Origin of the sequence: Clostridium sulfidigenes, from assembly GCF_052067195.1 — a bacterium.
Lineage (GTDB): Bacteria > Bacillota > Clostridia > Clostridiales > Clostridiaceae > Clostridium_J > Clostridium_J sulfidigenes.
This window is the reverse complement of the sequence record NZ_JBQHQR010000014.1, coordinates 86,927-108,846: the sequence shown is the minus strand read 5'-3', so window position 1 is coordinate 108,846 and position 21,920 is coordinate 86,927. Positions and strand designations below refer to the sequence as shown.

Here is a 21,920-nt window from a genome sequence, read left to right as displayed (position 1 = left end):
TAAAGTATAATTATATATGATTTATATTTATTGCATATACTAAAGCCTTATTACATAAAGATATATTAGCTATACTTTATGTGAGGTGAGATTACTCATGGTAAATGAGATGAAGAACAATAAATTAATAGATGATAAGTTTAACAATGGAAAAGAGACATATTTTCACAAGCATTCGGAATTAGATGATATTACTATAACAGAGGAACATCAAGATGACATTGTAAGTCTGTATAATAATGGAATTGTGAAAGATATAAGAGATACTAGTAACACCAATGAAGAAGTAAAAATAATTAAGACTAAAGAGTTTTATGGTGACAAAGATAAAGGGTCTATATTAGAATCTAAGGAGAAAGACTGTAGTGAAAAAAGTTGGGGAGCAACATTAGTGTTTTGTATACTTTTAGGTTTTATAGGTTTCCATAGATTTTATGTTGGAAAAGCAGGAACTGCAATATTAATGTTACTTACACTAGGTGGTTTTGGCATATGGATTATAGTAGATTTAGTATCTATAATAATAAATAATTTTACAGATGAATATGGTAGAATTGTTAAAAGAAAAAAGTCCATAGATCAAAATTAAAAAGATGTGGTAAAACATATCTTTTTTAAGTATTATTGAATAATTTTAATAGATTTGATAATATTCATCTTATATAGTACACGAAGTAAAGATTAAGGAGAACAGTTATGGAAAATAAGAAAATTGGTGAGTTTAATAAAGGGGATAGAATTGAAAGTTTTTTCTTAGTAAAAAATGCAGAATGTAAAATAACTAACAATAGTACTACGAATAAATATTTAGATCTTATGTTAATAGATTCAACTGGAGAAATAAATGCAAAGCTATGGGAATGTAATGAAAATATTGAAGCTTCAATAAAGGATAATATACTTGTAAAAGTAAGAGCTGTAGTTAATGAATATAGAGGGAAATTACAGTTAAAGATAGAGAAAATTAGACCAGCTACAGAAGAAGATAATGTTAATATAGATGAATTTATACTAGTTGCTCCTTATAAGTCTGAAGATATGTTTGAAACTCTATTAGATTATATAGAGAAAATAGAAAATAAAGATATAAAACATATTACAGAAAATATTATCGGTAAATTAAGTTACAAGTTAATGCATTATCCAGCTGCTAAATCCAATCATCACGCAATTAAAGGTGGTCTTTTATATCATATAACCACTATGTTAAATGCAGCAGAAAAATTATTAGATATATATGATTATCTAAATAAAGATTTATTGTATTCAGGTATAATTCTTCATGATATAGCTAAAATAATGGAGATGGAATCTAGTGAGCTAGGAATAGTATCTAAATATAGTACGGAAGGCCAGTTACTTGGACACATAATACAAGGAATTGGTTTAATTGAAGATGCTGCAATGGAAGTCAAAGCAGATAAAGAAATAGTTATGTTATTACAACATATGATATTAACACATCACTATGAGCCGGAGTATGGAAGTCCTAAGAAACCTATGATACCAGAAGCAGAAATGTTACATCATTTAGATGTATTAGATGCTAGAATGTATGATATGCGTAAAGCTACTAAGGATTTAAATCCAGGTGAATTCTCTGAAAAAATATATAGTTTAGATGGAATAAGTATATACAAATCATTCATATAAATACGAATAATATAAATATAAAAAGTGTAATATATTCTTATAGGATATGTTACACTTTTTATGATTTAAGATAATATTATAATAAATTTAATTATAATAAAAAGCTAATTATATATATTACATTAACAAAATATATTGTATAAAGCCATTTATATAATATATTTTAGGAGATTTAAAGTTCATTATAAAGAAATAATAAAAGCACTCTATGTTAGGATAGAGTAAATAAATATTGGGAAAAATAAATTTCTAAAGAAATATATTTACGAAGAATTTTAAATGTACTATATAAAATATTCGTATTTTTTATTGAAAATACTACATCTCTTTGTTAATATATTTATGGGGTGATTAACATGTATAAAAATTATGATATTATAATTGTTGGTGCAGGAGCTAGTGGTGTTTTCGCAGCCTATGAATTAACAGCTTTAGGCTCAAAGGCTAAAGTACTAATGATAGAAAAGGGAAATAGTCTAGAAAAAAGAAAATGTCCCATAGATGGGAAAAAGATAAAAGCTTGCATTCATTGTAAATCTTGTGACATTATGAATGGTTATGGTGGTGCTGGGAGTCTTTCAGATGGTAAGTATAATATAACTAATAACTTTGGTGGAGATTTATATAAATATGTGGGTAGGCAAGAAGCTTTAGATCTTATGTATTATGTAGATAAGGTTTTATGTGATCATGGTGGAAGTGATGCGAAGTTATATTCAACTGCGGATAGTACGCTAAAGACTGAGGCACTAAAACATGATTTACATCTTTTAGATGCTAAAGTTAGACATCTTGGTACAGATAGAAATGTAAAAATACTAGGTAATTTATATAATAAGATAAAAGATAATATAGAGATGAAGTTTAATACTGAAGTTGTGGATATAGAAAAGCACGGTAAAGAATTTATAGTAAAAACTGAGGATGAAGAATTTAGATGCAAAGATATAATAGTTGCCACAGGAAGATCAGGATCTAAATGGATATCTAAGGTTTGTACTAAGCTAGGTATAGAAAGTAGAAGTAATAGAGTAGATATAGGTGTTAGAGTTGAACTACCTGCAGCTATTTTTGAACACATAACAGATAAAGTATATGAAAGTAAAGTTGTATATAGAACTAAGAAGTATGGAGATTTAGTCAGAACATTTTGCATGAACCCACATGGTGAGGTAGTTAGTGAAAATACAAATGGAATAGTAACAGTAAATGGACATAGCTATTCAAATCCAGAACTTCATACAGAAAACACAAACTTTGCATTATTAGTTACTAATAATTTTACAGAGCCATTTAAAAATAGTAATGAATATGGTGAATCTATAGCAAAACTTAGCAATATGTTAGGTGGCGGAGTATTAGTTCAAAGATTTGGAGATTTAGTACAGGGGAGAAGAACTAATGATCATAGAATGAGTAAAAGTTTTACTATTTCAACTTTAAAAGCTACACCGGGAGATTTAAGCTTAGTTATACCAAAGCGTCAACTAGATGCTATAATAGAAATGATATATGCTCTAGATAATATAGCACCAGGAACAGCTAATGAAGATACATTGTTATATGGTGTAGAAGTTAAGTTTTATAATTCTAATATAGAAGTGGATAATAACTTAGAGACAAAAGTAAAAAGCCTTTATGTATTAGGAGATGGATCTGGAGTTACACATTCACTATCACAAGCATCTGCTAGTGGTGTTTATGTTGCTAGAATATTAGAGGAGAAATATAGTAAGCTAGTTTAATTTATAATAAATTTTACTAATGAGTAAAAAAGGAGATGTAGAATATGTCATCATTTGTGGTATTAGGAGCTCAATGGGGAGACGAAGGAAAGGGTAAAATGACTGATTATCTTGCAGAAAGTGCAGATGTAGTTGTTAGATTCCAAGGAGGAAATAATGCAGGTCATACTGTAGTAGTGGGAGAAAAGGAGTATAAATTACATTTAATCCCATCAGGAATACTTTATAAAGACAAACTTAATGTAATAGGCAATGGAGTGGTTGTAGACCCAGAGGCTCTATTTACAGAAATGGATTATTTAAAGGGATTAGGAGAAAATATAACACCAGAGAGATTAATAATAAGTGACAGAGCTCAAGTTATAATGCCTTATCATAAAGTATTAGATGCTCTTAAGGAAGAAGCTAGAGGAAAAAACGATATAGGTACTACTAAAAAAGGAATAGGACCTTGTTATACTGACAAAGTTGAGAGATGTGGAATAAGGGTTTGTGATCTTATTAAACCAGAAGTATTAAAAGAAAAATTACAAGAATATCTTCCAGCTAAAAATGATTTAATAGTTAAAATTTATGGTGGAGAAGCCCTAAGCTTTGATGAGGTTTTCGAGGCCTATTTAGAATATGGTAAGAGAATGAAGCCGTTTGTAGATGATGCATCAGTTAGAGTTTTTGATAGCATAAAAGCAAATAAAAATGTGTTATTTGAAGGAGCTCAAGGAACACTTCTGGATATAGATTTTGGTTCATATCCATATGTAACATCTTCTAATACCGTAGCAGGTGGTATATGTACAGGTGCTGGTATAGGACCAACTATGATAGATAGTGCTGTAGGAATTGTAAAAGGATATACAACTAGAGTTGGAAAAGGACCTTTTCCAACAGAACAAGAAAATGAAGTGGGAGATTGGATAAGGGAAAAAGGATTTGAGTACGGAGTTACTACAGGAAGAAGTAGAAGATGTGGTTGGCTTGATCTTGTTATATTAAAAAGTGCTGCTAGAGTTTCTGGATTAACTAGTTTTGGAGTAACTAAGATTGACACACTAGCGGGGCTTGATAAAATACAAGTTTGTGTAGGATATAAGTTAGATGGAAAAGTAATAGACTACTTCCCAGCTAGCCTTGAAGATTTAGCAAAATGTGAACCTGTGTATGAAGAGTTTGATGGATGGGATGAAAGTATAAAAGATGCTAGAAAATATGAAGACCTTCCAGAGAATGCAAAGATATACTTAAGAAAAATAGAAGAATTCACTGGTGTTAGGATATCTATAATATCAGTAGGTCCAAAGAGAGATCAAACCATGAGAATCGCAGATCTTTAAAAGTACGTCATTGCATTAAAGATTACAAAAAATTAGTTCAAAGTTTAAAACTGATAAGAAATAAATTTATTTCCTATCAGTTTTATTTTTTTATATTAATTCAAGTAATATTTAAAATCACACAAATTACCTTGAATATAGCTCTTATGTTAATAGGTAAACCTAATCCTTTAGTACATTATAAATGGCGTTCACAGCAGCGCTAGAGGAGCTCCAGCACCATTGCAAATTAAAACCACCACAATCACCATCAACATCTAAAATTTCACCACCAAAGTATAGACCTGGAGTTAGTGTAGATTCTAAAGTTATAGGGTTTACCTCTGTAGTATCTATTCCACCGATGGTAACTTGAGCATTTTCAAAAGAGTTGGTATCAATAACTTGAAACTTCCAATCACATAAAAGCTTATAAAGTTTAAATCTATATTCATACTCTAGGGAATATGTAGGCATGTGAATGTCAGTAATTCCACACTCTTTTAATATAATAGGAATAAGTTTTTTATTTATAATTCCTACTAGATTGTCTGAAATACTTCTATATGAAAACACTGCAAAGTGTGTTTCAAAAAAATCTACTATATGGTCATAATCTGAATTAAGTAAATTTACATGTATAAAAACTGATGACTTATTCATAATTCCTTTAGAAGCAATTCTACTAAGCTGTAGAATTGGAGGACCTGATATACCATAGTCTGTGAATAAGATTTCACCAAATTCTTGTTTTTTAGTTTCACCATTTACTTCTATATTACAAGAGCTTTCAAATTTCACTCCAGAAATGGCCTTAAGTCTATCATAGTTTAGTTTTAATTGAACTATACCAGGTGTTAAGTTTATTAATCTATGGCCAAAGTTTTTAGCTAGTTTATGACCAGAGCCATCAGATCCTGTTTTAGTATAACTTTTTCCTCCAGTACATAAGAGAACTTTTTTACATGTATATGTAGTTGAAGAAGTAATAATTTCAAAGTAACCCTTCTTTGTGTTAATGATATTTAAAACTTTTTCATTCATGTAAGTTGGTATATTTCTTTCAGATAAATTCATTCTAAGAATATCTAACACGGAGGATGCTTGAAGAGATAACGGGTATATCTTTCCAGAATCTAAGGTACATGTATATATTCCTATGGATTTAAAAAAGTTAAGGGTATATTCTAAATCATAGGTATTAATAATATCTTTAAAAAAATTATTATTATCACTATGAAATCTTGATAAGGATAACTTTTCGTTTGTTAAATTACAGCGTCCATTACCAGTAATTAATAATTTTTTACCTACTCTATCGCTACTATCTATTATAGATACGTCTATACTTAAATCTTTTGCTTTAATTGCAGATACTATGCCACAAGATCCACCACCAACAATAATTAAGTCATGATACAAAATAAAATCACCTCAAGCCTTTAAATGTATTTTATAACATATTAACTAATATATTAACTATAGTATATAGAATTATACTACATATTAAAACTATAATATAAGTTTATTATTAAATTATAATATATCTAATAAATAATATATTTTCTGTATATAATTTTGGAGAAAAAAATAAAAAAAATTATTTTTAAAATTTTGTTGACAAAAGTTTAAAATTTTTGTATTATAATAAATGTCGGATGACCCGGCAAACACAAAACAAAAGCAAAATGACATATGGCTCCTTGGTCAAGCGGTCAAGACACCACCCTTTCACGGTGGTAACAGGGGTTCGATTCCCCTAGGAGTCACCATACTAGGTCGCATAGCTCAGCTGGGAGAGCACCTGCCTTACAAGCAGGGGGTCACAGGTTCGATCCCTGTTGCGACCACCACATAATCTAATGTGGCCCAGTGGCTCAGTTGGTTAGAGTGCCGGCCTGTCACGCCGGAGGTCGAGGGTTCGAGTCCCTTCTGGGTCGCCAAAATACTTTTTAAAAGTATTGACATCAGATGGAAAATCTGATAAAATGTAAAACATATGGCTCCTTGGTCAAGCGGTCAAGACACCACCCTTTCACGGTGGTAACAGGGGTTCGATTCCCCTAGGAGTCACCATATTAGGTCGCATAGCTCAGCTGGGAGAGCACCTGCCTTACAAGCAGGGGGTCACAGGTTCGATCCCTGTTGCGACCACCACATAATTTAATGTGGCCCAGTGGCTCAGTTGGTTAGAGTGCCGGCCTGTCACGCCGGAGGTCGAGGGTTCGAGTCCCTTCTGGGTCGCCACTTATGCTGGCATGGCTCAACGGTAGAGCAGCTGATTTGTAATCAGCAGGTTGTAGGTTCGATTCCTATTGCCAGCTCCAAAGATTCTGAATTAATTCAGAGTCTTTTTTTATTTTTTGAATTAATACATAAGTAAAAAATAATTAAATACATAAAAATTAAGGGCATATTTTAATTTAAAATAAATTATTGTCATAAAGGTATATAATTATATCTTTACAAACGAATATTTGTTCGTTAAAATAAGAATATAAGTTAATTTTGAGGATGTGATATTTGTGGAGAATAAGTCCGAGAGAATAATATTTCACATAGATGTTAACTCTGCATTTCTATCATGGACAGCTATAAATTTATTAAGATGTGGAGAAAGTGAAATAGATATAAGAAAAATTCCTTCTATAATAGGTGGAAGTATAGAAGATAGAAGAGGAGTAGTTTTAGCAAAATCAATTCCAGCTAAGAAATTTAATATAATAACCGGAGAACCTATAGTAGCCGCGTTGAAAAAGTACCCTCAATTAAAAGTTTATCCACCAGAACATAAACTATATACAAGGTTTAGTAATGATATGTATAAATTGTTAGAGCCATATTCTGATTTTATTGAAAGGTATTCTATAGATGAAGTTTTTATGGAAGCAAGTCATTTTAAATATGACTACATGGAAAAGGCTAAGGAGATTAAAAGAAAAATAGAAGAAGACTTGGGTTTTACAGTAAATATAGGAATAGGAAATAATAAGTTATTAGCTAAGATGGCTAGTGATTTTTCTAAGAAGAATTCTATCCATACATTATTTAAAGAAGAAATAAAAATAAAGATGTGGCCACTTAAAGTAGGCGATTTATTTATGGTTGGAAAAGCAGCAGAAAAAAAGCTTATAGATTTAAATATATTTACAATTGGAGATTTAGCAAATTATAATTTGAGCATTTTAAGAAATATATTTAAGAGCTATGCAAATATAATTTATGAATATGCCAATGGAATAGATAATTCACCCATAAACTGTGATAATTATGTGGATGTAAAAGGCATAGGAAATTCAACTACTACAAGCAAGGATATATTAAGTACAGATGAAGCTTTAAAAGTATTATTGTCACTTACTGAAAGCGTAGCTAAGAGACTTAGAGCTAATAAGTCTTTATGCGGTATCGTAGCTGTATCAATAAAGTCGAATATATTTACAACTTATTCTCATCAGAAAAAGTTTTTAACCCCAACAGATTCGACTGAAGAAATTTTTAAATTAGTGAAAGTAATATTTAAGGAGATGTGGCGTAGAGAACCCATAAGATTATTAGGAGTCAGAGTAACTAAGTTGAGTGATAATAGTATATATCAAAAATCTTTATTTGATGATGAAAAAATAGATAAACAAAGAAGCTTAGATAGTACAATAGATAAAATAAGAGAAAAGTATGGAGATTCATCCATAATAAGATCTACCTTTATACACTCAAATAATAAAATGGGCTTAGAAGATGAAAAGGCAGAAGATTTTTTAATGATGGGAGGTCTTTATGATTCTTCTAAATAAAAAAACATCCTAACTTAATATAAGTATAAGTTAGGATGCCTTTGATCAAATGAAATTATTTAGAGGATGCTTTACTATTTAAATTTTTTTGAAGTCTTATATCATCACCATAAAACTTAAACAAAGAAAAATTACCAAAAAGTCTAGATGTAATACGTTCTGAATAGATAGATAATAATTCATCTAAAGAAAAGTTACTAGATATTAACATTTTCTTATTTCTTAGAAGCTTTGTATTCAGTAGGTTAAATAACTCAGATATAGCAAATTCTGAGGATACTTCGGTACCTAAGTCATCTATTATAAGCAAATCAGAATTAATTAGGTGATCTTCTAGAGTTGAATTGTTATTAAATCTTATATCTTTTAAGTTTTTAATCAATTCTTCAGAAGTCTTATATACTATAAAATATCCATTATCTATTAATTCTTTTGCGATACAGTGAGATAAAAAGGTTTTTCCAGTGCCTGGATTACCATAAAAAAGAAGATTTTCTGATGTTGACTCAAAGTTTGCTATATATCTAAAACATTGATTTACAATGCTTTTCATATTTTCCTTTGGACTATATTTTTCACGGCCATTTCTTTTATCACTATAGAAGTCCATATTAAAATTAGCAAAATTATGATCATCAGAAACTATGAATAAATCACTATTTCTATAATAAAAACTATTAAGTTTTTGTTTATAGCAACTACATTTTTGTAATCCTATGAATCCAGTATCATTACATTTATTACAATTATAATGAATATCTAGATAATCTAAAGGATAACCGTTTGATACCAGTAACTCAGTCTTTTTAACTCTTAAATTAGTTATATTTTCCTTTAGTTCTTTTAAATGTTGTTCTCTATTAGGCGCATCCTGAAAGGCGGCTAGGGAAACCTTAATACATAGCTTCCCTATATGATTTTCAATATCATCTATTTCAGGAACACGTTTTTTTACTTCTGATTTTCTTAATTCTAAAGCATTTTTTTGATTTTCCTTTATTTTATCATAAAGTTTCATAATTTCTAAATGATATTTATTAGTCATTATTATCCCATCCTAAAAGTTTTCTTTCTAAATCTTCAAAATCATAGGTCCTTTGATCGTAACTATGAAATTTACCTTTGCCTTTTTTTGTATTGGTATTTGAAACTTCATTAACAATAGGTTTAAAATTAATTTTTTTCTTATCTTTTAACTCAATATCTTGAAGAGTTTTAATTTTGTCTTTAAACCAACTATTAAGTATACCATCAATATATTTAAAGTCGGCTCTATTTAGTCTTTCAAAGCATATGTCACAAGCTTTATATATAATTTCTAAAGAAAAATTATATACATTTAACCATTTTTCCAAAAGCTCTTCTTGAGGTTTCATAACATCACCATTTTTCAGACCTAAATAAGTTAAGATTTTTCTTATATTAATCCATTTATCCTCATGCTTTTTTATAAAGTCTTGTGCTTCGTCTATACTAGTTATATTGTTATCACTCCAAGATACAGCTATTTTCTCAATATATCTATAGTCAGATTTTCCTTTAGAAACACAATATTCTATAAGTAAAAGTATAATTTCAGGAGAAAAATTAAAGTCGTTTTGCCATCCGAGATAAGTAGTCATTTCTTTGGGCGAAAGTGGACGTGCTAATAATCTTTCTATATCTTGCAACATATCTTTAACCATAGAATTATCTAGTTCTTTTAATAAATTCACAGATTTTCCGTTATCGGGAGCCTTAGTTAGTTCTAAGAATTCTATATTATAATTTCCCATATTATCTATGGGAACTAATCTTATAACACCTTCGTCATTCCAATAATTCCAAGCATTTATTACGTCAGTTTCTAATAAGGATAGAGCTGAAGCTATAAGAGTTGAGTTTACACCGATTTCTCCACTAACACAATATTTAAGACCAAGTAAATAAACTTTTATATACTCGCCTCTAGCCTTTGCCATGAAGTTATCTATAAACACATTGCTTACGGGAGTATAATCTAAATTTTTGGTTTTAAACATAAAAGTACTCATAAAATCTCAACCTTTCCATGTTATCGTAATGTAATAGCATTACATTAAACTCTTGTTGAAAACTAAGGTTATAATTATATATAAGTAAATAAATTATTTATTTGTTATATAAGTTATATCTTATTGCTCTATTTTTATAACCTTTTAGAATAAGTTTCAATTAAGAATTATATTATAACCTTAGTATATCATATAGTAAACCTATTAAAAGTAAAATTTAATAATTAATAAATGTATAGATATTAGTATATAAAATTAATATTTTATTAATAATAAAATTGACTATTGTTTTGTACATTATGTTTAAAATAATTTCAATGGGGTATATTATCATTGTAGTAGGGAGGTAATACAATGATGAAAAATATACTACGAGAATTAGTCATAGTATGTGTATCACTCTTATGTATTTTAACTATGATTACCATGAATCCGGTAGAAGCAAAAGAAAATGTAAAAGCGAATGAAAAAATAAAGGCAGTAGTTATGAAATCAGATGGTGTAGAAATTGGCATAGTTGCTGATGAAGCTACAGGTAACAATGCTCTTAATAAAGTAAGAGATATCTATATAGATACATGTAATATAGATAATGTTAAAGATATTGCTGTAAATAATAAGATAGTATATGAAAAAATAATTTGTAATAAAGAAGATGTTTTAAGTGAAAGTGAAATTTCTAATAAAATAATAGGATACAATAATACAAATGATAACAGTTTAATTAACTTTACAGTTACAAAAGAAAATCAGGTTAAATATATACAAAAGACTAATAATTCGCAAGTTGCTTTTACGCCTCTTAGTAGGGGGAATACCCAAATAAATAGAGAGGTTTTTTTACACAATTCAATAACAACACCTATAAAAGGTATACTAACTTCCACTTTTGGTGAGAAGAGAGAAGGATATTATCATAAGGGAATTGATTTGGCTGCTAATACAGGTACTGAAATTCAAGCTGCATTAGATGGAACAGTGAGCTTTTCAGGGATAGCAGATGGTTATGGTAAAGTAGTAATAATCGACCATAGTGATAACTTGCAGACTGTATATGCACATTGTAGCAAATTAAATGTGTCTGAAGGTGAACAGGTTCTAAGAGGGCAAGTTATAGCAGAAGTTGGTAATACTGGAGATAGCACAGGTCCACATCTACATTTTGAGATAAGAGTAGATGGAGTTCCAATAGATCCTTTAGGATATACAGGGATAATTGGATATTAAATTTTTAATAAAGTCTAGATTTATCTAGACTTTATTTTTGGTAAAAATGAATAAATTGTGACAAGTTAAATTATTTGTAAAAATAAAAGTAAAAAATATATATTGACTTTGTTTTTCTTTAGTAATATACTTTGATTATCAAACTATTTGAAAGTCAAACAAAAGGAGAATAAAGTAGAATGAAATCCTTAAATTCAAATAAATACGTATTAAATGAATTATTAGTAACTATATTTAATGATATTCTAGAGATTGAACAAACTGCTCTACAAGAAGGAGTACTTAAAGATTTATCGGTTACAGAGATACATACTATTGAAGCTATAGGAATGTATCATCCAAGAACAATGACGGAAGTAGCAAATGATTTAAATATTACAGTAGGTACTTTAACTACAGCCATAACGAAACTTGTAAAAAAAGGATATGTAGAACGTACAAGAGGAGAAGAAGACAGAAGATCTGTAATGATAGCTCTTACTAGAAAAGGAAAGTTAGCATATAGAGTTCATGAAAAATTTCATCAGGACATGATTAGTGAAACTATAAAAGGTTTAACAGATGAAGAGGAAGAAGTGCTAATAAGATCTCTAGAGAAAGTAAATAGCTTCTTTAAGTCAAAATACAATCTTAAAAAATAAGTAAAGGAGAATAGATGTGATTGGTTCAAGAATACTAGGAACAGGTTCTTATACACCATCTAATATAGTTTACAATAAAGATATAGAAAATATTGTAGATACTTCAGATAGCTGGATTAGAGAGAGAACTGGAATTGCGGAAAGAAGAATTTCTACTGGAGAAGATACTTCAGAATTAGCAATAAAGTCAGCTTTAAAGGCTTTAGAAGATAGTAATGTAGATGGTAAAGAAATTGATTTAATTTTAGTGGCTACAGTTTCACCAGATAGTTTAATTCCATCAGTTGCATGTAATGTACAAAAGGAAATAGGTGCTGTAAATGCTATGGCTTTTGATATAAATGCTGCATGTAGTGGGTTTATATTTGCGCTAGATATAGCTAAGGGATATATAGAAACGGGTAGGGCTACAAAAGCTTTAATAATTGGAGCAGAGGTATTATCTAAAATCGTAAATTGGGAAGATAGAAATACTTGTGTATTATTTGGAGATGGAGCAGGAGCTGTAGTTATAGGAAAAGATTCTGAAGAGTATATAAGTTATATCAACTGTAAAAGTGTAGGATCTAAAGGTGAATCACTTACTTGTGACATACTTCCTATGGAGAATATATGTACCAAGGAAGTTATAAATAATAATAAGATTCAGATGAATGGAAAAGATATTTATAAGTTTGCTGTTAAGGTTATGGAAGAGGAATTTAATAGAATTATTGAAAAAAGCAATATAAAAAAGGATGATATAGATTTTATACTTCCACATCAAGCTAATATAAGAATGATAGAAAGTGTTAGTAAGAAAATTGATATACCTTTATCTAGATTCATTATAAATTTAGACAAAAAGGGGAATACATCTAGTGCAAGTATTCCAATAGCTTTAGATGAAGCAAATAAAAATGGTCAAATTAAACAAGGAAGTAACATAGTAATTATAGGATTTGGTGGTGGACTAACCTATGGTAGTGCACTGTTAAAATGGAATAAATAATTAAAAGTATATAGGAGGAATAAAAAATGGTATTAGAAAGAGTAAAAAAAGTTATAGCAAAAGAACTAGGTTTAGAGGTAGAGGAACTAAATATACAAGCAAGTTTTACAGATGATTTAGGAATAGATTCTCTAGAAATATTTGAAATTGTTATGAGTTTAGAAGAAGAGTTTGATATTGAAATTCCAAATGAGGATATAGAAAACATAAAAAATGTTCAAGATATTTCAAGCTATATAGAAAGCAAAGTTAATTAAAACAAAAGGTCAGATAGCTATCTATCTGACCTTAACCATAGGAGGTATATATGTTCAAATCAGATATATGTGAAGCTTTAGGAATACAATACCCAATAATTCAAGGGGCTATGGCTTGGATTGCAGATAGCGTATTAGCAAGTAGCGTATCAAATGCGGGAGGGCTTGGAATTATAGCGGCAGGAAATAACTCTCCAGAAAATGTTAGATTAGAAATAAGAAAAGCTAAAGAACTTACAGATAAACCTTTTGGAGTAAACATAATGCTTCTTAGTGATAATGCTGATGAGGTTGCTAAGATTGTTTGTGAAGAAGGAGTAAAGGTTGTTACAACAGGTGCAGGAAACCCAGGTAAATACATGAATATGTGGAAAGATCATAATATTAAGGTTATTCCAGTAGTAGCTTCAACAGGGCTTGCAAAACGAATGGAGCGAAGTGGAGCAGATATGGTAATTGCTGAAGGTTGTGAAGCTGGTGGACACATAGGAGAACTTACAACTATGGCACTTCTTCCTCAGGTTGTAGATGCTGTAAATATACCTGTTATAGCAGCTGGTGGTATAGGAGATTCTAGAGGAATGTTGGCTGCATTAGCATTAGGTGCTAATGGATTTCAAGTAGGAACTAGATTTCTTGCAGCTAATGAGTGCACTATTCATGAAAATTATAAAAAGAAGGTAATAGAATCAAAGGATATAGATTCAGTAGTTACAGGTAGAAGTACTGGGCATCCTGTAAGAGTTCTTAGAAATAGATTATCTAGAGAATATTTAAGACTTGAGAAGTTAGGTACATCAGCTGAAGAGCTAGAACAATTAGGGGTTGGTGGACTTAAAAAGGCTGTTATAGACGGTGATGTAGATAATGGTTCTATTATGGCGGGTCAAATTGCAGCTTTAATAAAAAAGGAAGAAAGTTGTGAAGAAATAATTAAAGATTTTGTAGAAGGTACTGAAACTTTACTAAAATCCATGATAAATAAATTTTAAAATTGAGAGGTAACTATGAAAAATATCGCATTTATTTTCCCAGGCCAAGGAAGTCAGTACGTAGGTATGGGAAAGGAAATACATGAAGAATTCTTAGAAGCTAAGAAAGTATTTGAAAAAGCTAACAAAATTTTAAATAAAGATATAAGTGAGTTATGCTTCAATGGTCCCATAGAAGAACTAACCTCTACTGAAAATAATCAAGTAGCTATAGTAACTCTTTCAATAGCATTATTTGAAATTTTAAAATCTCATGGAATAAATCCTAAAGTTGTTGCGGGATTGAGCCTTGGAGAATATTCTGCTTTAATCTCAAGTGGAATTATGAATTTTGAAGAAGGATTAAGAGTAGTAAGAGAAAGAGGAATATTCATGAAGGAAGATAGTGATAAAACTAACGGCTCCATGGCGGCTATCATTGGTGGGAAAATAGAAATTATAGAAGAAGTCTGTAATGAACTTAGTGATAAAGGAATAATAGGTATAGCAAATTATAATTGTAGTTCTCAAATTGTAATTTCAGGAGAGGATTTCTTAGTAGAAGAAGCTATGAGAAGTTTAAAAATTAAAGGTGCTAAGAAAATTGTTAAGTTACCAGTAAGTGGAGGATTTCATACAGAATTAATGGAAAATGCATCTAAAAAATTAGGAGATGTATTAAGTGAGGTAACTTTTAATGAAAGCAATATAGAAGTAATACCTAATGTTACAGGAGAGGTTTTACAAAACGTAATGGAACTTAGACAGTTGTTAGAAGCTCAAGTTAAATCTTCTGTGAAATGGCAAAAGACCATAGAAAATATGATTGATATGGGAATTAATACTTTTATAGAAGTTGGACCAGGAAAAGCCCTTAGTGGTTTTGTAAAGAAGATAAGTAAAGATGTAAAAATATTAAATGTTGAGGATAAAGAATCAATTTATAGTACATTGAAATATTTACAAGAAGCTCATGTATAGGAGAGGATATATATATGTTTAAAGGAAAGAATGTGGTAGTTACTGGAGGAAGTAGAGGTATAGGAAGAGCTATAGCTATAGAGTTTGGTAAAAAAGGAGCTAATGTGGTTATAAATTATGTTAGTAGTGATGCAGAGGCAGAAAAAGTTGCCGAGGAAATAAAAAGTTTTGGAGGAAATGCTATTTTAGTAAAAGGAGATGTAAGTAGTTTCGAAGAAGGAAAAAAATTAATAGATGAAACGGTAAAAGTTTTTGGAACTATAGACATATTAATTAATAATGCAGGAATAACAAAAGATGGATTAATTATGAGAATGAAAGAAGAGCACTTTGATAAGGTTATAGATATAAATCTTAAGGGTGTATTTAATACTTGTAAGAGTGCAGTGTCTCACATGCTTAAACAGAGAAGTGGAAAGATTATAAATATTTCTTCTGTAGTAGGAGTTGTAGGGAATGCGGGTCAGGCAAACTATGCAGCATCTAAAGCAGGTGTTATAGGACTTACTAAGTCAATAGCTAAGGAAGTAGGAGCTAGAGGGATAACTGTAAATGCTGTAGCACCAGGATTTATAAAAAGTGATATGACAGATGTATTAAGTGAAAAAGTAAAGGATGGTATGTTAGGACTAATTCCTTTAAATAGATTTGGAAATGTAGAAGATGTAGCAAGGACTGTAGTTTTTCTTGCATCAGAGGGTGGAGACTATATAACAGGTCAAGTTATAAATGTAGATGGCGGAATGGTAATGTAGTTATTTAAGGAGGACATATAAAGTGAATAGAAGAGTGGTAATCACAGGTATGGGAGCATTAACTCCTATTGGTAATGATATTAACAGCTTTTGGAATGGAGTTAAGAATGGTAAATGTGGCATAGATTTTATAAAATCTATGGATGTAGAAAAGTTTAAAGTTAAAATAGCTGCAGAGGTTAAAGATTTTGACCCTACAGAAGTTATTGATAGAAAAGAAGCTAAGAGAATGGATAGATATTGTCAACTTGCTATGGCAGCAGCAGAGGAGGCAGTAAAATCTTCAAATTTAGATTTAGATAGTATTGATAAATATAGATTAGGTGTTTTAATTAGTTCAGGAATTGGCGGACTCGATACATTAGAAAATGAATATAAAAGAATGTTAGAAAGAGATACAACTAAGGTATCACCATTTTTAATTCCTATGATGATAGAGAATATGGCAGGAGGAAATGTTGCTATAAAATATGGTGCTAAAGGGCCATGCCTATCTGTAGTGACAGCTTGTGCTACAGGAACTAATAGTATAGGTGAAGCTTTTGAGATGATAAAGGCAAATAGAGCAGAGGTAATGATTACAGGTGGGACAGAGGCATCTATAACATCAATAGGTCTTGCTGGATTTACTGCATTAACGGCTTTAAGTAAGAGTGAGGATCCTAAAAAAGCATCTACTCCTTTTGATAAAAATAGAAGTGGATTCGTAATGGGTGAAGGAGCAGGAGTTTTAATTTTAGAAGAGCTCCAGCATGCAAAGGCAAGAGGTGCAAAAATATATGGTGAAGTTATTGGATATGGAGCTACTTGTGATGCCTATCATATCACTCAGCCTAGTGCTGATGGAGAAGGGGCAGCAAGAGCGATGCAACTTGCCATAGAAGAAGGAAATGTAAGTTTAGAAGATATATCATATATTAATGCTCATGGAACTAGTACTCCATATAATGATAAATTTGAAACTATAGCTATTAAAAATTTATTTAAAGAGCAAGCCTATAAGATCCCAGTTAGTTCTACAAAATCAATGACAGGACATTTATTGGGAGCATCAGGTGCTATAGAATCAATTGTATGTATAAAAGCTTTAGAGGAAGGGTTTATTCCAGCTACTATTGGTCTTGAAGAGAAGGATGAAGATTGTGATTTAGATTATGTTCCTAATATTGGAAGAAGAGCAGAACTAAAATATGCTTTGTCTAATTCCTTAGGATTTGGTGGTCATAATGCTACACTTTTATTTAAGAAATGGGAGGAATAAATTATGAATTATGAAGCAATTGAAAGGCTAATTAAATTAATAAATGATTCCGATCTTAAGGAATTAGAACTAGAAGAAGCAGGACTTAGAATAAGGATGAGCAAAAATGATTCTAGCAAAATTATTTATAATGAAGATGCTAGAGCATTAAATCAATCTAAAATCACAGATAAATGTGATACAGAGTTTGTTAGTCATACTAATAATGTAAGTGATAATACTTCAGTAATATCAACAAAGCATGAAGAAATAATTACTGAAGAAATAGCTACTGAAGAGAGTAATTTAGAAGAATGCTTTATAGTCAAGTCACCTATGGTAGGAACATATTATTCTTCACCTACAGAAAATGGAGAACCTTATACAAAAATAGGAGATTCAGTATCAAAGGAGTCAATTCTGTGCATAATTGAAGCTATGAAATTGATGAATGAAATTGAATGTGAAGTTGAAGGAACGGTGGCTAAAATATTTGTTAATAATGGAGATGTAGTAGAATTTGGTCAGCCTATAATGGCGATAAAACTTTAGAAATATAGATTATATAAAGGAGGTAATATAAATAATGTTAGATGCAATAGAAAGTGATGTAATAAAACTCAATATAAAAGAGATACAAGAAATAATACCTCATAGATATCCATTTTTATTTGTAGATCAAATAGAAGGTTTAGAACCAATGAAAAAAGCGGTAGGATATAAAAATATAACTATGAATGAATATTTTTTTCAAGGTCATTTTCCACAAGAACCTGTATTACCTGGAGTGATAATAGTAGAAGCTCTTGCACAAGTTGGTGCCATTGCATTACTTTATGATGAAAAGTTTAGAGGCAAGATAGCCTACTTCGGTGGGATAAAAAATGCTAGGTTTAAGAGAAAAGTTATACCTGGTGATAGATTAAAACTAGAAGTTGAAATTATAAAGATAAAAGGACCAATGGGTATTGGTAAAGGAATTGCCACAGTTGATGGAGTAGTAGCTTGTGAATGTGAATTAACCTTCGCAGTAGGAGTATAAAAGTAAGAGAGGTAGCCGTATGTTTAAAAAGATATTAATTGCTAATAGAGGAGAAATTGCAGTTAGAATAATTAGGGCTTGTAGAGAAATGGGAATACAAACTGTAGCTGTATATTCTGAAGGTGATAGAGAAGCTTTGCATGCACAAATGGCAGATGAGTGTGTTTGTATTGGACCATCAGCCTCAAAGGATAGTTATCTAAATGAAAATAATATATTAAATGCTACTATTTTAAAAGGTGCAGAGGCTATTCATCCAGGGTTTGGATTTTTATCTGAAAATAGTAGATTTGCCAAGATGTGTGAAGAATGTAATATTAAATTTATAGGTCCCACAGCAGAAAATATAAACAATATGGGAAACAAGTCAAAAGCCAGAGAACTCATGGAAAAGGCTAATATACCAGTAGTACCAGGATCAAAGGGAATTATAAATAATGAAGAGGAAGCTATAGTAATAGCTAAAGAAATAGGATATCCAGTAATGATAAAGGCCTCTAGCGGAGGCGGTGGAAAAGGAATTAGGATTGTAAATAATGAGAATCAGCTTATAAGTGATTTTAATGCAGCAAAGAGAGAAGCAAAAGTTTCATTTAACGATGATTCGATGTATATAGAAAAGTTTATAGAAAAACCAAGGCATATAGAAATACAACTCATAGCAGATAATTATGGAAATACAGTATATCTAGGAGAGCGTGAATGTTCTATACAAAGAAAAAATCAAAAGGTGTTAGAAGAAGCACCATCAGTATTTATAGATGATAGTATGAGGAAAAAAATGGGGGAAACTGCAGTTAAAGCAGCTAAATCTATAGGGTATGTAAATGCTGGAACTATAGAATTTCTAGTAGATAAGCATAAGAAGTTCTATTTCATGGAGATGAACACTAGAATACAGGTAGAGCATCCTGTAACAGAAATGGTAACAGGAGTTGACTTAATAAAAGAACAAATTAGGATAGCTTATGGAGAAAAGTTAAGTTTTTCACAAGAAGATATAAAAATTACAGGTCACTCTATTGAGTGTAGAATAAATGCGGAGGATCCTTATAAAAATTTTAGACCTTGTCCAGGTGAAATAACTAATTTATATGTACCTGGTGGAAATGGGATTAGGCTAGATTCTGCCGTATATCAAGGATATAAAATTCCACACTGCTATGATTCAATGATTGGTAAACTTGTAGTTCACGGTAAAGATAGAGAAGAAGCTATAAGCAAAATGAAAAGAGCATTAAGTGAATTCATAATAGAAGGAGTTAGTACTAACATAGACCTTCAGCTTGATATTTTAACTAATGAGAGTTTTGTAGAAGGAACCTTTGATACAGGGTTCTTAGAAGCATATCTTAATAAAGTTAAATAGTTTAAATCTAAATGAGGTAATTATATGAAAGATTTAAGGTCATTATTTAAAAAAAATGTTTATATAGAAGTAAAACCGAGCAATAAAGAGGGTGAGATAAAAAGGAGACCACAAGTACCTGATGGAATGTGGATTAGATGTCCTAAATGCGGTAATACCATATATAGAGGAGATTTAATAAATAATTTAAAAGTGTGTTATTCTTGTGGAGGACATTTTAGACTTACAGCAAGAGAAAGAATTAAGCAAACAATCGATGAAGGAACATTTAAAGAATTATTTGCAGATATGATTTCAGACAATCCTTTAGACTTTCCAGAATATACGGAGAAGGTAAGTAAGATACAAAGAGTTACTAATATGAAGGAGGCTGTTATAGCAGGTATAGGGAAGATAGATGGTAATACTGTAGTTATATGTGCTATGGACAGTAATTTTCTCATGGGAAGTATGGGAAGTGTAGTTGGAGAGAAGATTACACGAGCCATAGAATTAGCAACAAAGGAGGAACTTCCAATAGTAATATTTACTTGCTCTGGAGGAGCAAGAATGCAAGAAGGAATATTTTCTCTTATGCAAATGGCCAAAACGTCAGCAGCATTATCCTATCATAATGATAGGGGGTTACTATATATATCTGTACTAACAGATCCAACCACTGGAGGTGTAACAGCAAGTTTTGCAATGATAGGAGATATAATACTTGCTGAACCTAATGCACTTATTGGATTTGCAGGACGAAGAGTTATTGAGCAAACAATAAAGCAAAAGCTACCAGATAATTTTCAGACAGCGGAATTTCTTTTGGAAAAGGGCTATGTAGATAAAGTTGTACACAGGAAGGATATGAAGAGTACTCTTAGTACTATTATAAAAATACATGTGAATTGAAGATACAAGGAATAGAGGTGTTGGAAGTAGATGGATAACAAGTTTAGCTCGTGGGAAAAGGTAAGTATAGCACGTAGTATTAAGAGACCTACAGCACTTAACTATATTAATAGTATATTTGAGGATTTTATAGAGTTAAAAGGCGATAGAGGCTATGGCGATGATAGTGCCATAGTAGGTGGTATAGCTAAATTTGAAAATAAAAGTGTTACAGTTATTGGAATACAAAAGGGCAATAGTACTAAAGAAAATATAGAAAGAAATTTTGGAATGCCAAAGCCAGAGGGATATAGAAAAGCATTAAGACTTATGCTCCAAGCAGAAAAATTTAAAAGACCTGTAATTATTTTTGTAGACACTCCAGGTGCCTTTTGTGGAATAGAATCAGAAGAGCGCGGTATAGGGGAGGCAATTGCTAAAAACCTTATGACTATGAGTAATTTAAAGGTTCCTATAGTTTCTATGATTATAGGAGAAGGTGGAAGTGGAGGAGCATTGGCTCTTGCTGTTGCTGATGAGGTATGGATGCTTGAAAATTCTATATACTCAATTTTATCTCCAGAAGGATTTGCATCTATTTTATATAAAGATGTTACTAAAGCTAAAGAGGCAGCTGAAATAATGAAAATAACATCTTCAGATTTATTAGGTTTAGGAGTTATTGATAGGGTTATCAAAGAGCCTAAAGGAGGAGCACAGGAAGACTCAAATAAAATGATTTTAAGTATAAAAGCAAATTTAAAAGAAGTATTAGAAAGATTAAGTAAAGAACCTGTAGATTCTTTATTGACTAAGAGATATTATAAGTTTAGAAAATTAGGTAAATATATAGAATAAACTAATAAAATATGGTAATATATGACTAATTATAATATAGTATTGATGTAAATTGTTTTAACTTATAGTAAAATGATTATAATACTAATAATAATTGGTCTTATTTTATTTTGTTAATATATAATTAAATGAATAATTGAACTAGCTATTATAATATAGAAGAGACCATAATTAAAATTAAGT

General features: G+C 30.5%; 21 protein-coding genes and 7 tRNA genes. 25 read left to right on the top strand and 3 right to left on the bottom strand.

From position 1 onward, the window contains the following. Window positions 1-97 precede the first annotated feature (97 nt). The 4 genes from ACTNBA_RS15245 (at window position 98) to ACTNBA_RS15230 (ending at window position 4,729) form a co-directional block, all read left to right on the top strand. Window positions 98-589, top strand: a complete 492-nt coding sequence (locus ACTNBA_RS15245) for a TM2 domain-containing protein (protein ID WP_441075102.1) — start codon at window positions 98-100, stop codon at window positions 587-589. A gap of 107 nt (window positions 590-696) precedes the next feature. Then, entirely contained in the window at window positions 697-1,653 is a 957-nt protein-coding gene (locus ACTNBA_RS15240) for a 3'-5' exoribonuclease YhaM family protein (protein WP_441075100.1), read from the top strand. Between the two features lie 356 nt (window positions 1,654-2,009). Then, window positions 2,010-3,398 carry an NAD(P)/FAD-dependent oxidoreductase gene (locus tag ACTNBA_RS15235; protein ID WP_441075098.1) on the top strand — a complete coding sequence of 463 codons (1,389 nt, stop codon included), beginning with the start codon at window positions 2,010-2,012 and terminating at the stop codon, window positions 3,396-3,398. A gap of 44 nt (window positions 3,399-3,442) precedes the next feature. Further along, window positions 3,443-4,729, top strand: coding sequence for an adenylosuccinate synthase (locus ACTNBA_RS15230; protein ID WP_035135758.1), 1,287 nt, complete (start codon window positions 3,443-3,445; stop codon window positions 4,727-4,729). 162 nt (window positions 4,730-4,891) lie between these two features. On the opposite strand, the gene ACTNBA_RS15225 is transcribed toward ACTNBA_RS15230, so the two are convergent. Beyond that, window positions 4,892-6,130, bottom strand: a complete 1,239-nt coding sequence (locus tag ACTNBA_RS15225) for a BaiN/RdsA family NAD(P)/FAD-dependent oxidoreductase (protein WP_441075097.1) — start codon at window positions 6,128-6,130, stop codon at window positions 4,892-4,894. 275 nt (window positions 6,131-6,405) lie between these two features. On the opposite strand from ACTNBA_RS15225, the gene ACTNBA_RS15220 reads away from it, so the two are divergent. The 8 genes from ACTNBA_RS15220 (at window position 6,406) to ACTNBA_RS15185 (ending at window position 8,502) form a co-directional block, all read left to right on the top strand. Then, a tRNA-Glu gene (locus ACTNBA_RS15220) sits at window positions 6,406-6,480 on the top strand. Between the two features lie 5 nt (window positions 6,481-6,485). Further along, a tRNA-Val gene (locus ACTNBA_RS15215) sits at window positions 6,486-6,561 on the top strand. A 13-nt stretch (window positions 6,562-6,574) separates the two neighbouring features. Next, a tRNA-Asp gene (locus tag ACTNBA_RS15210) sits at window positions 6,575-6,651 on the top strand. Window positions 6,652-6,709: 58 nt separating this feature from the next. Beyond that, window positions 6,710-6,784, top strand: a tRNA-Glu gene (locus ACTNBA_RS15205). Between the two features lie 5 nt (window positions 6,785-6,789). Continuing rightward, window positions 6,790-6,865, top strand: a tRNA-Val gene (locus ACTNBA_RS15200). A 13-nt stretch (window positions 6,866-6,878) separates the two neighbouring features. After that, window positions 6,879-6,955, top strand: a tRNA-Asp gene (locus ACTNBA_RS15195). A 5-nt stretch (window positions 6,956-6,960) separates the two neighbouring features. Next, window positions 6,961-7,035 (top strand) — tRNA-Thr (locus ACTNBA_RS15190). A gap of 198 nt (window positions 7,036-7,233) precedes the next feature. Next, window positions 7,234-8,502 (top strand): Y-family DNA polymerase, encoded by a 1,269-nt coding sequence (locus tag ACTNBA_RS15185; protein WP_441075095.1) that lies wholly within the window; start codon window positions 7,234-7,236, stop codon window positions 8,500-8,502. A 55-nt stretch (window positions 8,503-8,557) separates the two neighbouring features. Here ACTNBA_RS15185 and ACTNBA_RS15180 read toward each other — a convergent pair whose 3' ends face one another. After that, complete coding sequence (locus tag ACTNBA_RS15180; RefSeq protein ID WP_441075094.1) at window positions 8,558-9,547, bottom strand: ATP-binding protein; 990 nt, start codon at window positions 9,545-9,547, stop codon at window positions 8,558-8,560. Then, the gene (locus ACTNBA_RS15175; RefSeq protein ID WP_346849182.1) at window positions 9,540-10,535 is read right to left on the bottom strand and encodes a DnaD domain protein; all 996 of its coding nucleotides are present in this window, start codon (window positions 10,533-10,535) and stop codon (window positions 9,540-9,542) included. The genes ACTNBA_RS15180 and ACTNBA_RS15175 overlap by 8 nt, the downstream gene beginning before the upstream one ends. Window positions 10,536-10,889: 354 nt before the next feature. Here ACTNBA_RS15175 and ACTNBA_RS15170 point away from each other — a divergent pair, with 354 nt between their 5' ends. The 13 genes from ACTNBA_RS15170 (at window position 10,890) to ACTNBA_RS15110 (ending at window position 21,737) form a co-directional block, all read left to right on the top strand. Then, on the top strand, window positions 10,890-11,762 hold the full coding sequence (locus ACTNBA_RS15170; RefSeq protein ID WP_346849183.1) for a M23 family metallopeptidase: 873 nt from the start codon (window positions 10,890-10,892) through the stop codon (window positions 11,760-11,762). A 179-nt stretch (window positions 11,763-11,941) separates the two neighbouring features. Continuing rightward, the gene (locus ACTNBA_RS15165; RefSeq protein ID WP_035134559.1) at window positions 11,942-12,403 is read left to right on the top strand and encodes a MarR family winged helix-turn-helix transcriptional regulator; all 462 of its coding nucleotides are present in this window, start codon (window positions 11,942-11,944) and stop codon (window positions 12,401-12,403) included. A 16-nt stretch (window positions 12,404-12,419) separates the two neighbouring features. Beyond that, entirely contained in the window at window positions 12,420-13,394 is a 975-nt protein-coding gene (locus tag ACTNBA_RS15160; RefSeq protein ID WP_035134560.1) for a beta-ketoacyl-ACP synthase III, read from the top strand. Between the two features lie 26 nt (window positions 13,395-13,420). Continuing rightward, window positions 13,421-13,651 carry an acyl carrier protein gene (acpP, locus tag ACTNBA_RS15155; protein WP_346879879.1) on the top strand — a complete coding sequence of 77 codons (231 nt, stop codon included), beginning with the start codon at window positions 13,421-13,423 and terminating at the stop codon, window positions 13,649-13,651. A 50-nt stretch (window positions 13,652-13,701) separates the two neighbouring features. Next, window positions 13,702-14,643, top strand: a complete 942-nt coding sequence (fabK, locus tag ACTNBA_RS15150; RefSeq protein ID WP_346849185.1) for an enoyl-[acyl-carrier-protein] reductase FabK — start codon at window positions 13,702-13,704, stop codon at window positions 14,641-14,643. A gap of 15 nt (window positions 14,644-14,658) precedes the next feature. Beyond that, entirely contained in the window at window positions 14,659-15,603 is a 945-nt protein-coding gene (fabD, locus tag ACTNBA_RS15145; RefSeq protein ID WP_441075091.1) for an ACP S-malonyltransferase, read from the top strand. A gap of 14 nt (window positions 15,604-15,617) precedes the next feature. Next, window positions 15,618-16,358, top strand: a complete 741-nt coding sequence (fabG, locus tag ACTNBA_RS15140; protein WP_441075090.1) for a 3-oxoacyl-[acyl-carrier-protein] reductase — start codon at window positions 15,618-15,620, stop codon at window positions 16,356-16,358. Between the two features lie 22 nt (window positions 16,359-16,380). Then, a complete protein-coding gene (gene fabF, locus ACTNBA_RS15135) occupies window positions 16,381-17,619 on the top strand; it encodes a beta-ketoacyl-ACP synthase II (protein ID WP_441075088.1) in 1,239 nt (412 codons plus the stop codon). A gap of 3 nt (window positions 17,620-17,622) precedes the next feature. Beyond that, window positions 17,623-18,150, top strand: a complete 528-nt coding sequence (gene accB, locus ACTNBA_RS15130) for an acetyl-CoA carboxylase biotin carboxyl carrier protein (protein ID WP_035134567.1) — start codon at window positions 17,623-17,625, stop codon at window positions 18,148-18,150. 61 nt (window positions 18,151-18,211) lie between these two features. Continuing rightward, a complete protein-coding gene (fabZ, locus tag ACTNBA_RS15125; RefSeq protein ID WP_414632261.1) occupies window positions 18,212-18,640 on the top strand; it encodes a 3-hydroxyacyl-ACP dehydratase FabZ in 429 nt (142 codons plus the stop codon). Between the two features lie 19 nt (window positions 18,641-18,659). Next, window positions 18,660-20,009 (top strand): acetyl-CoA carboxylase biotin carboxylase subunit, encoded by a 1,350-nt coding sequence (locus ACTNBA_RS15120; protein ID WP_035134569.1) that lies wholly within the window; start codon window positions 18,660-18,662, stop codon window positions 20,007-20,009. A gap of 24 nt (window positions 20,010-20,033) precedes the next feature. Then, the gene (accD, locus tag ACTNBA_RS15115) at window positions 20,034-20,900 is read left to right on the top strand and encodes an acetyl-CoA carboxylase, carboxyltransferase subunit beta (protein WP_441075086.1); all 867 of its coding nucleotides are present in this window, start codon (window positions 20,034-20,036) and stop codon (window positions 20,898-20,900) included. A gap of 30 nt (window positions 20,901-20,930) precedes the next feature. Continuing rightward, window positions 20,931-21,737, top strand: a complete 807-nt coding sequence (locus ACTNBA_RS15110) for an acetyl-CoA carboxylase carboxyltransferase subunit alpha (protein ID WP_035134571.1) — start codon at window positions 20,931-20,933, stop codon at window positions 21,735-21,737. Window positions 21,738-21,920: the final 183 nt, after the last annotated feature.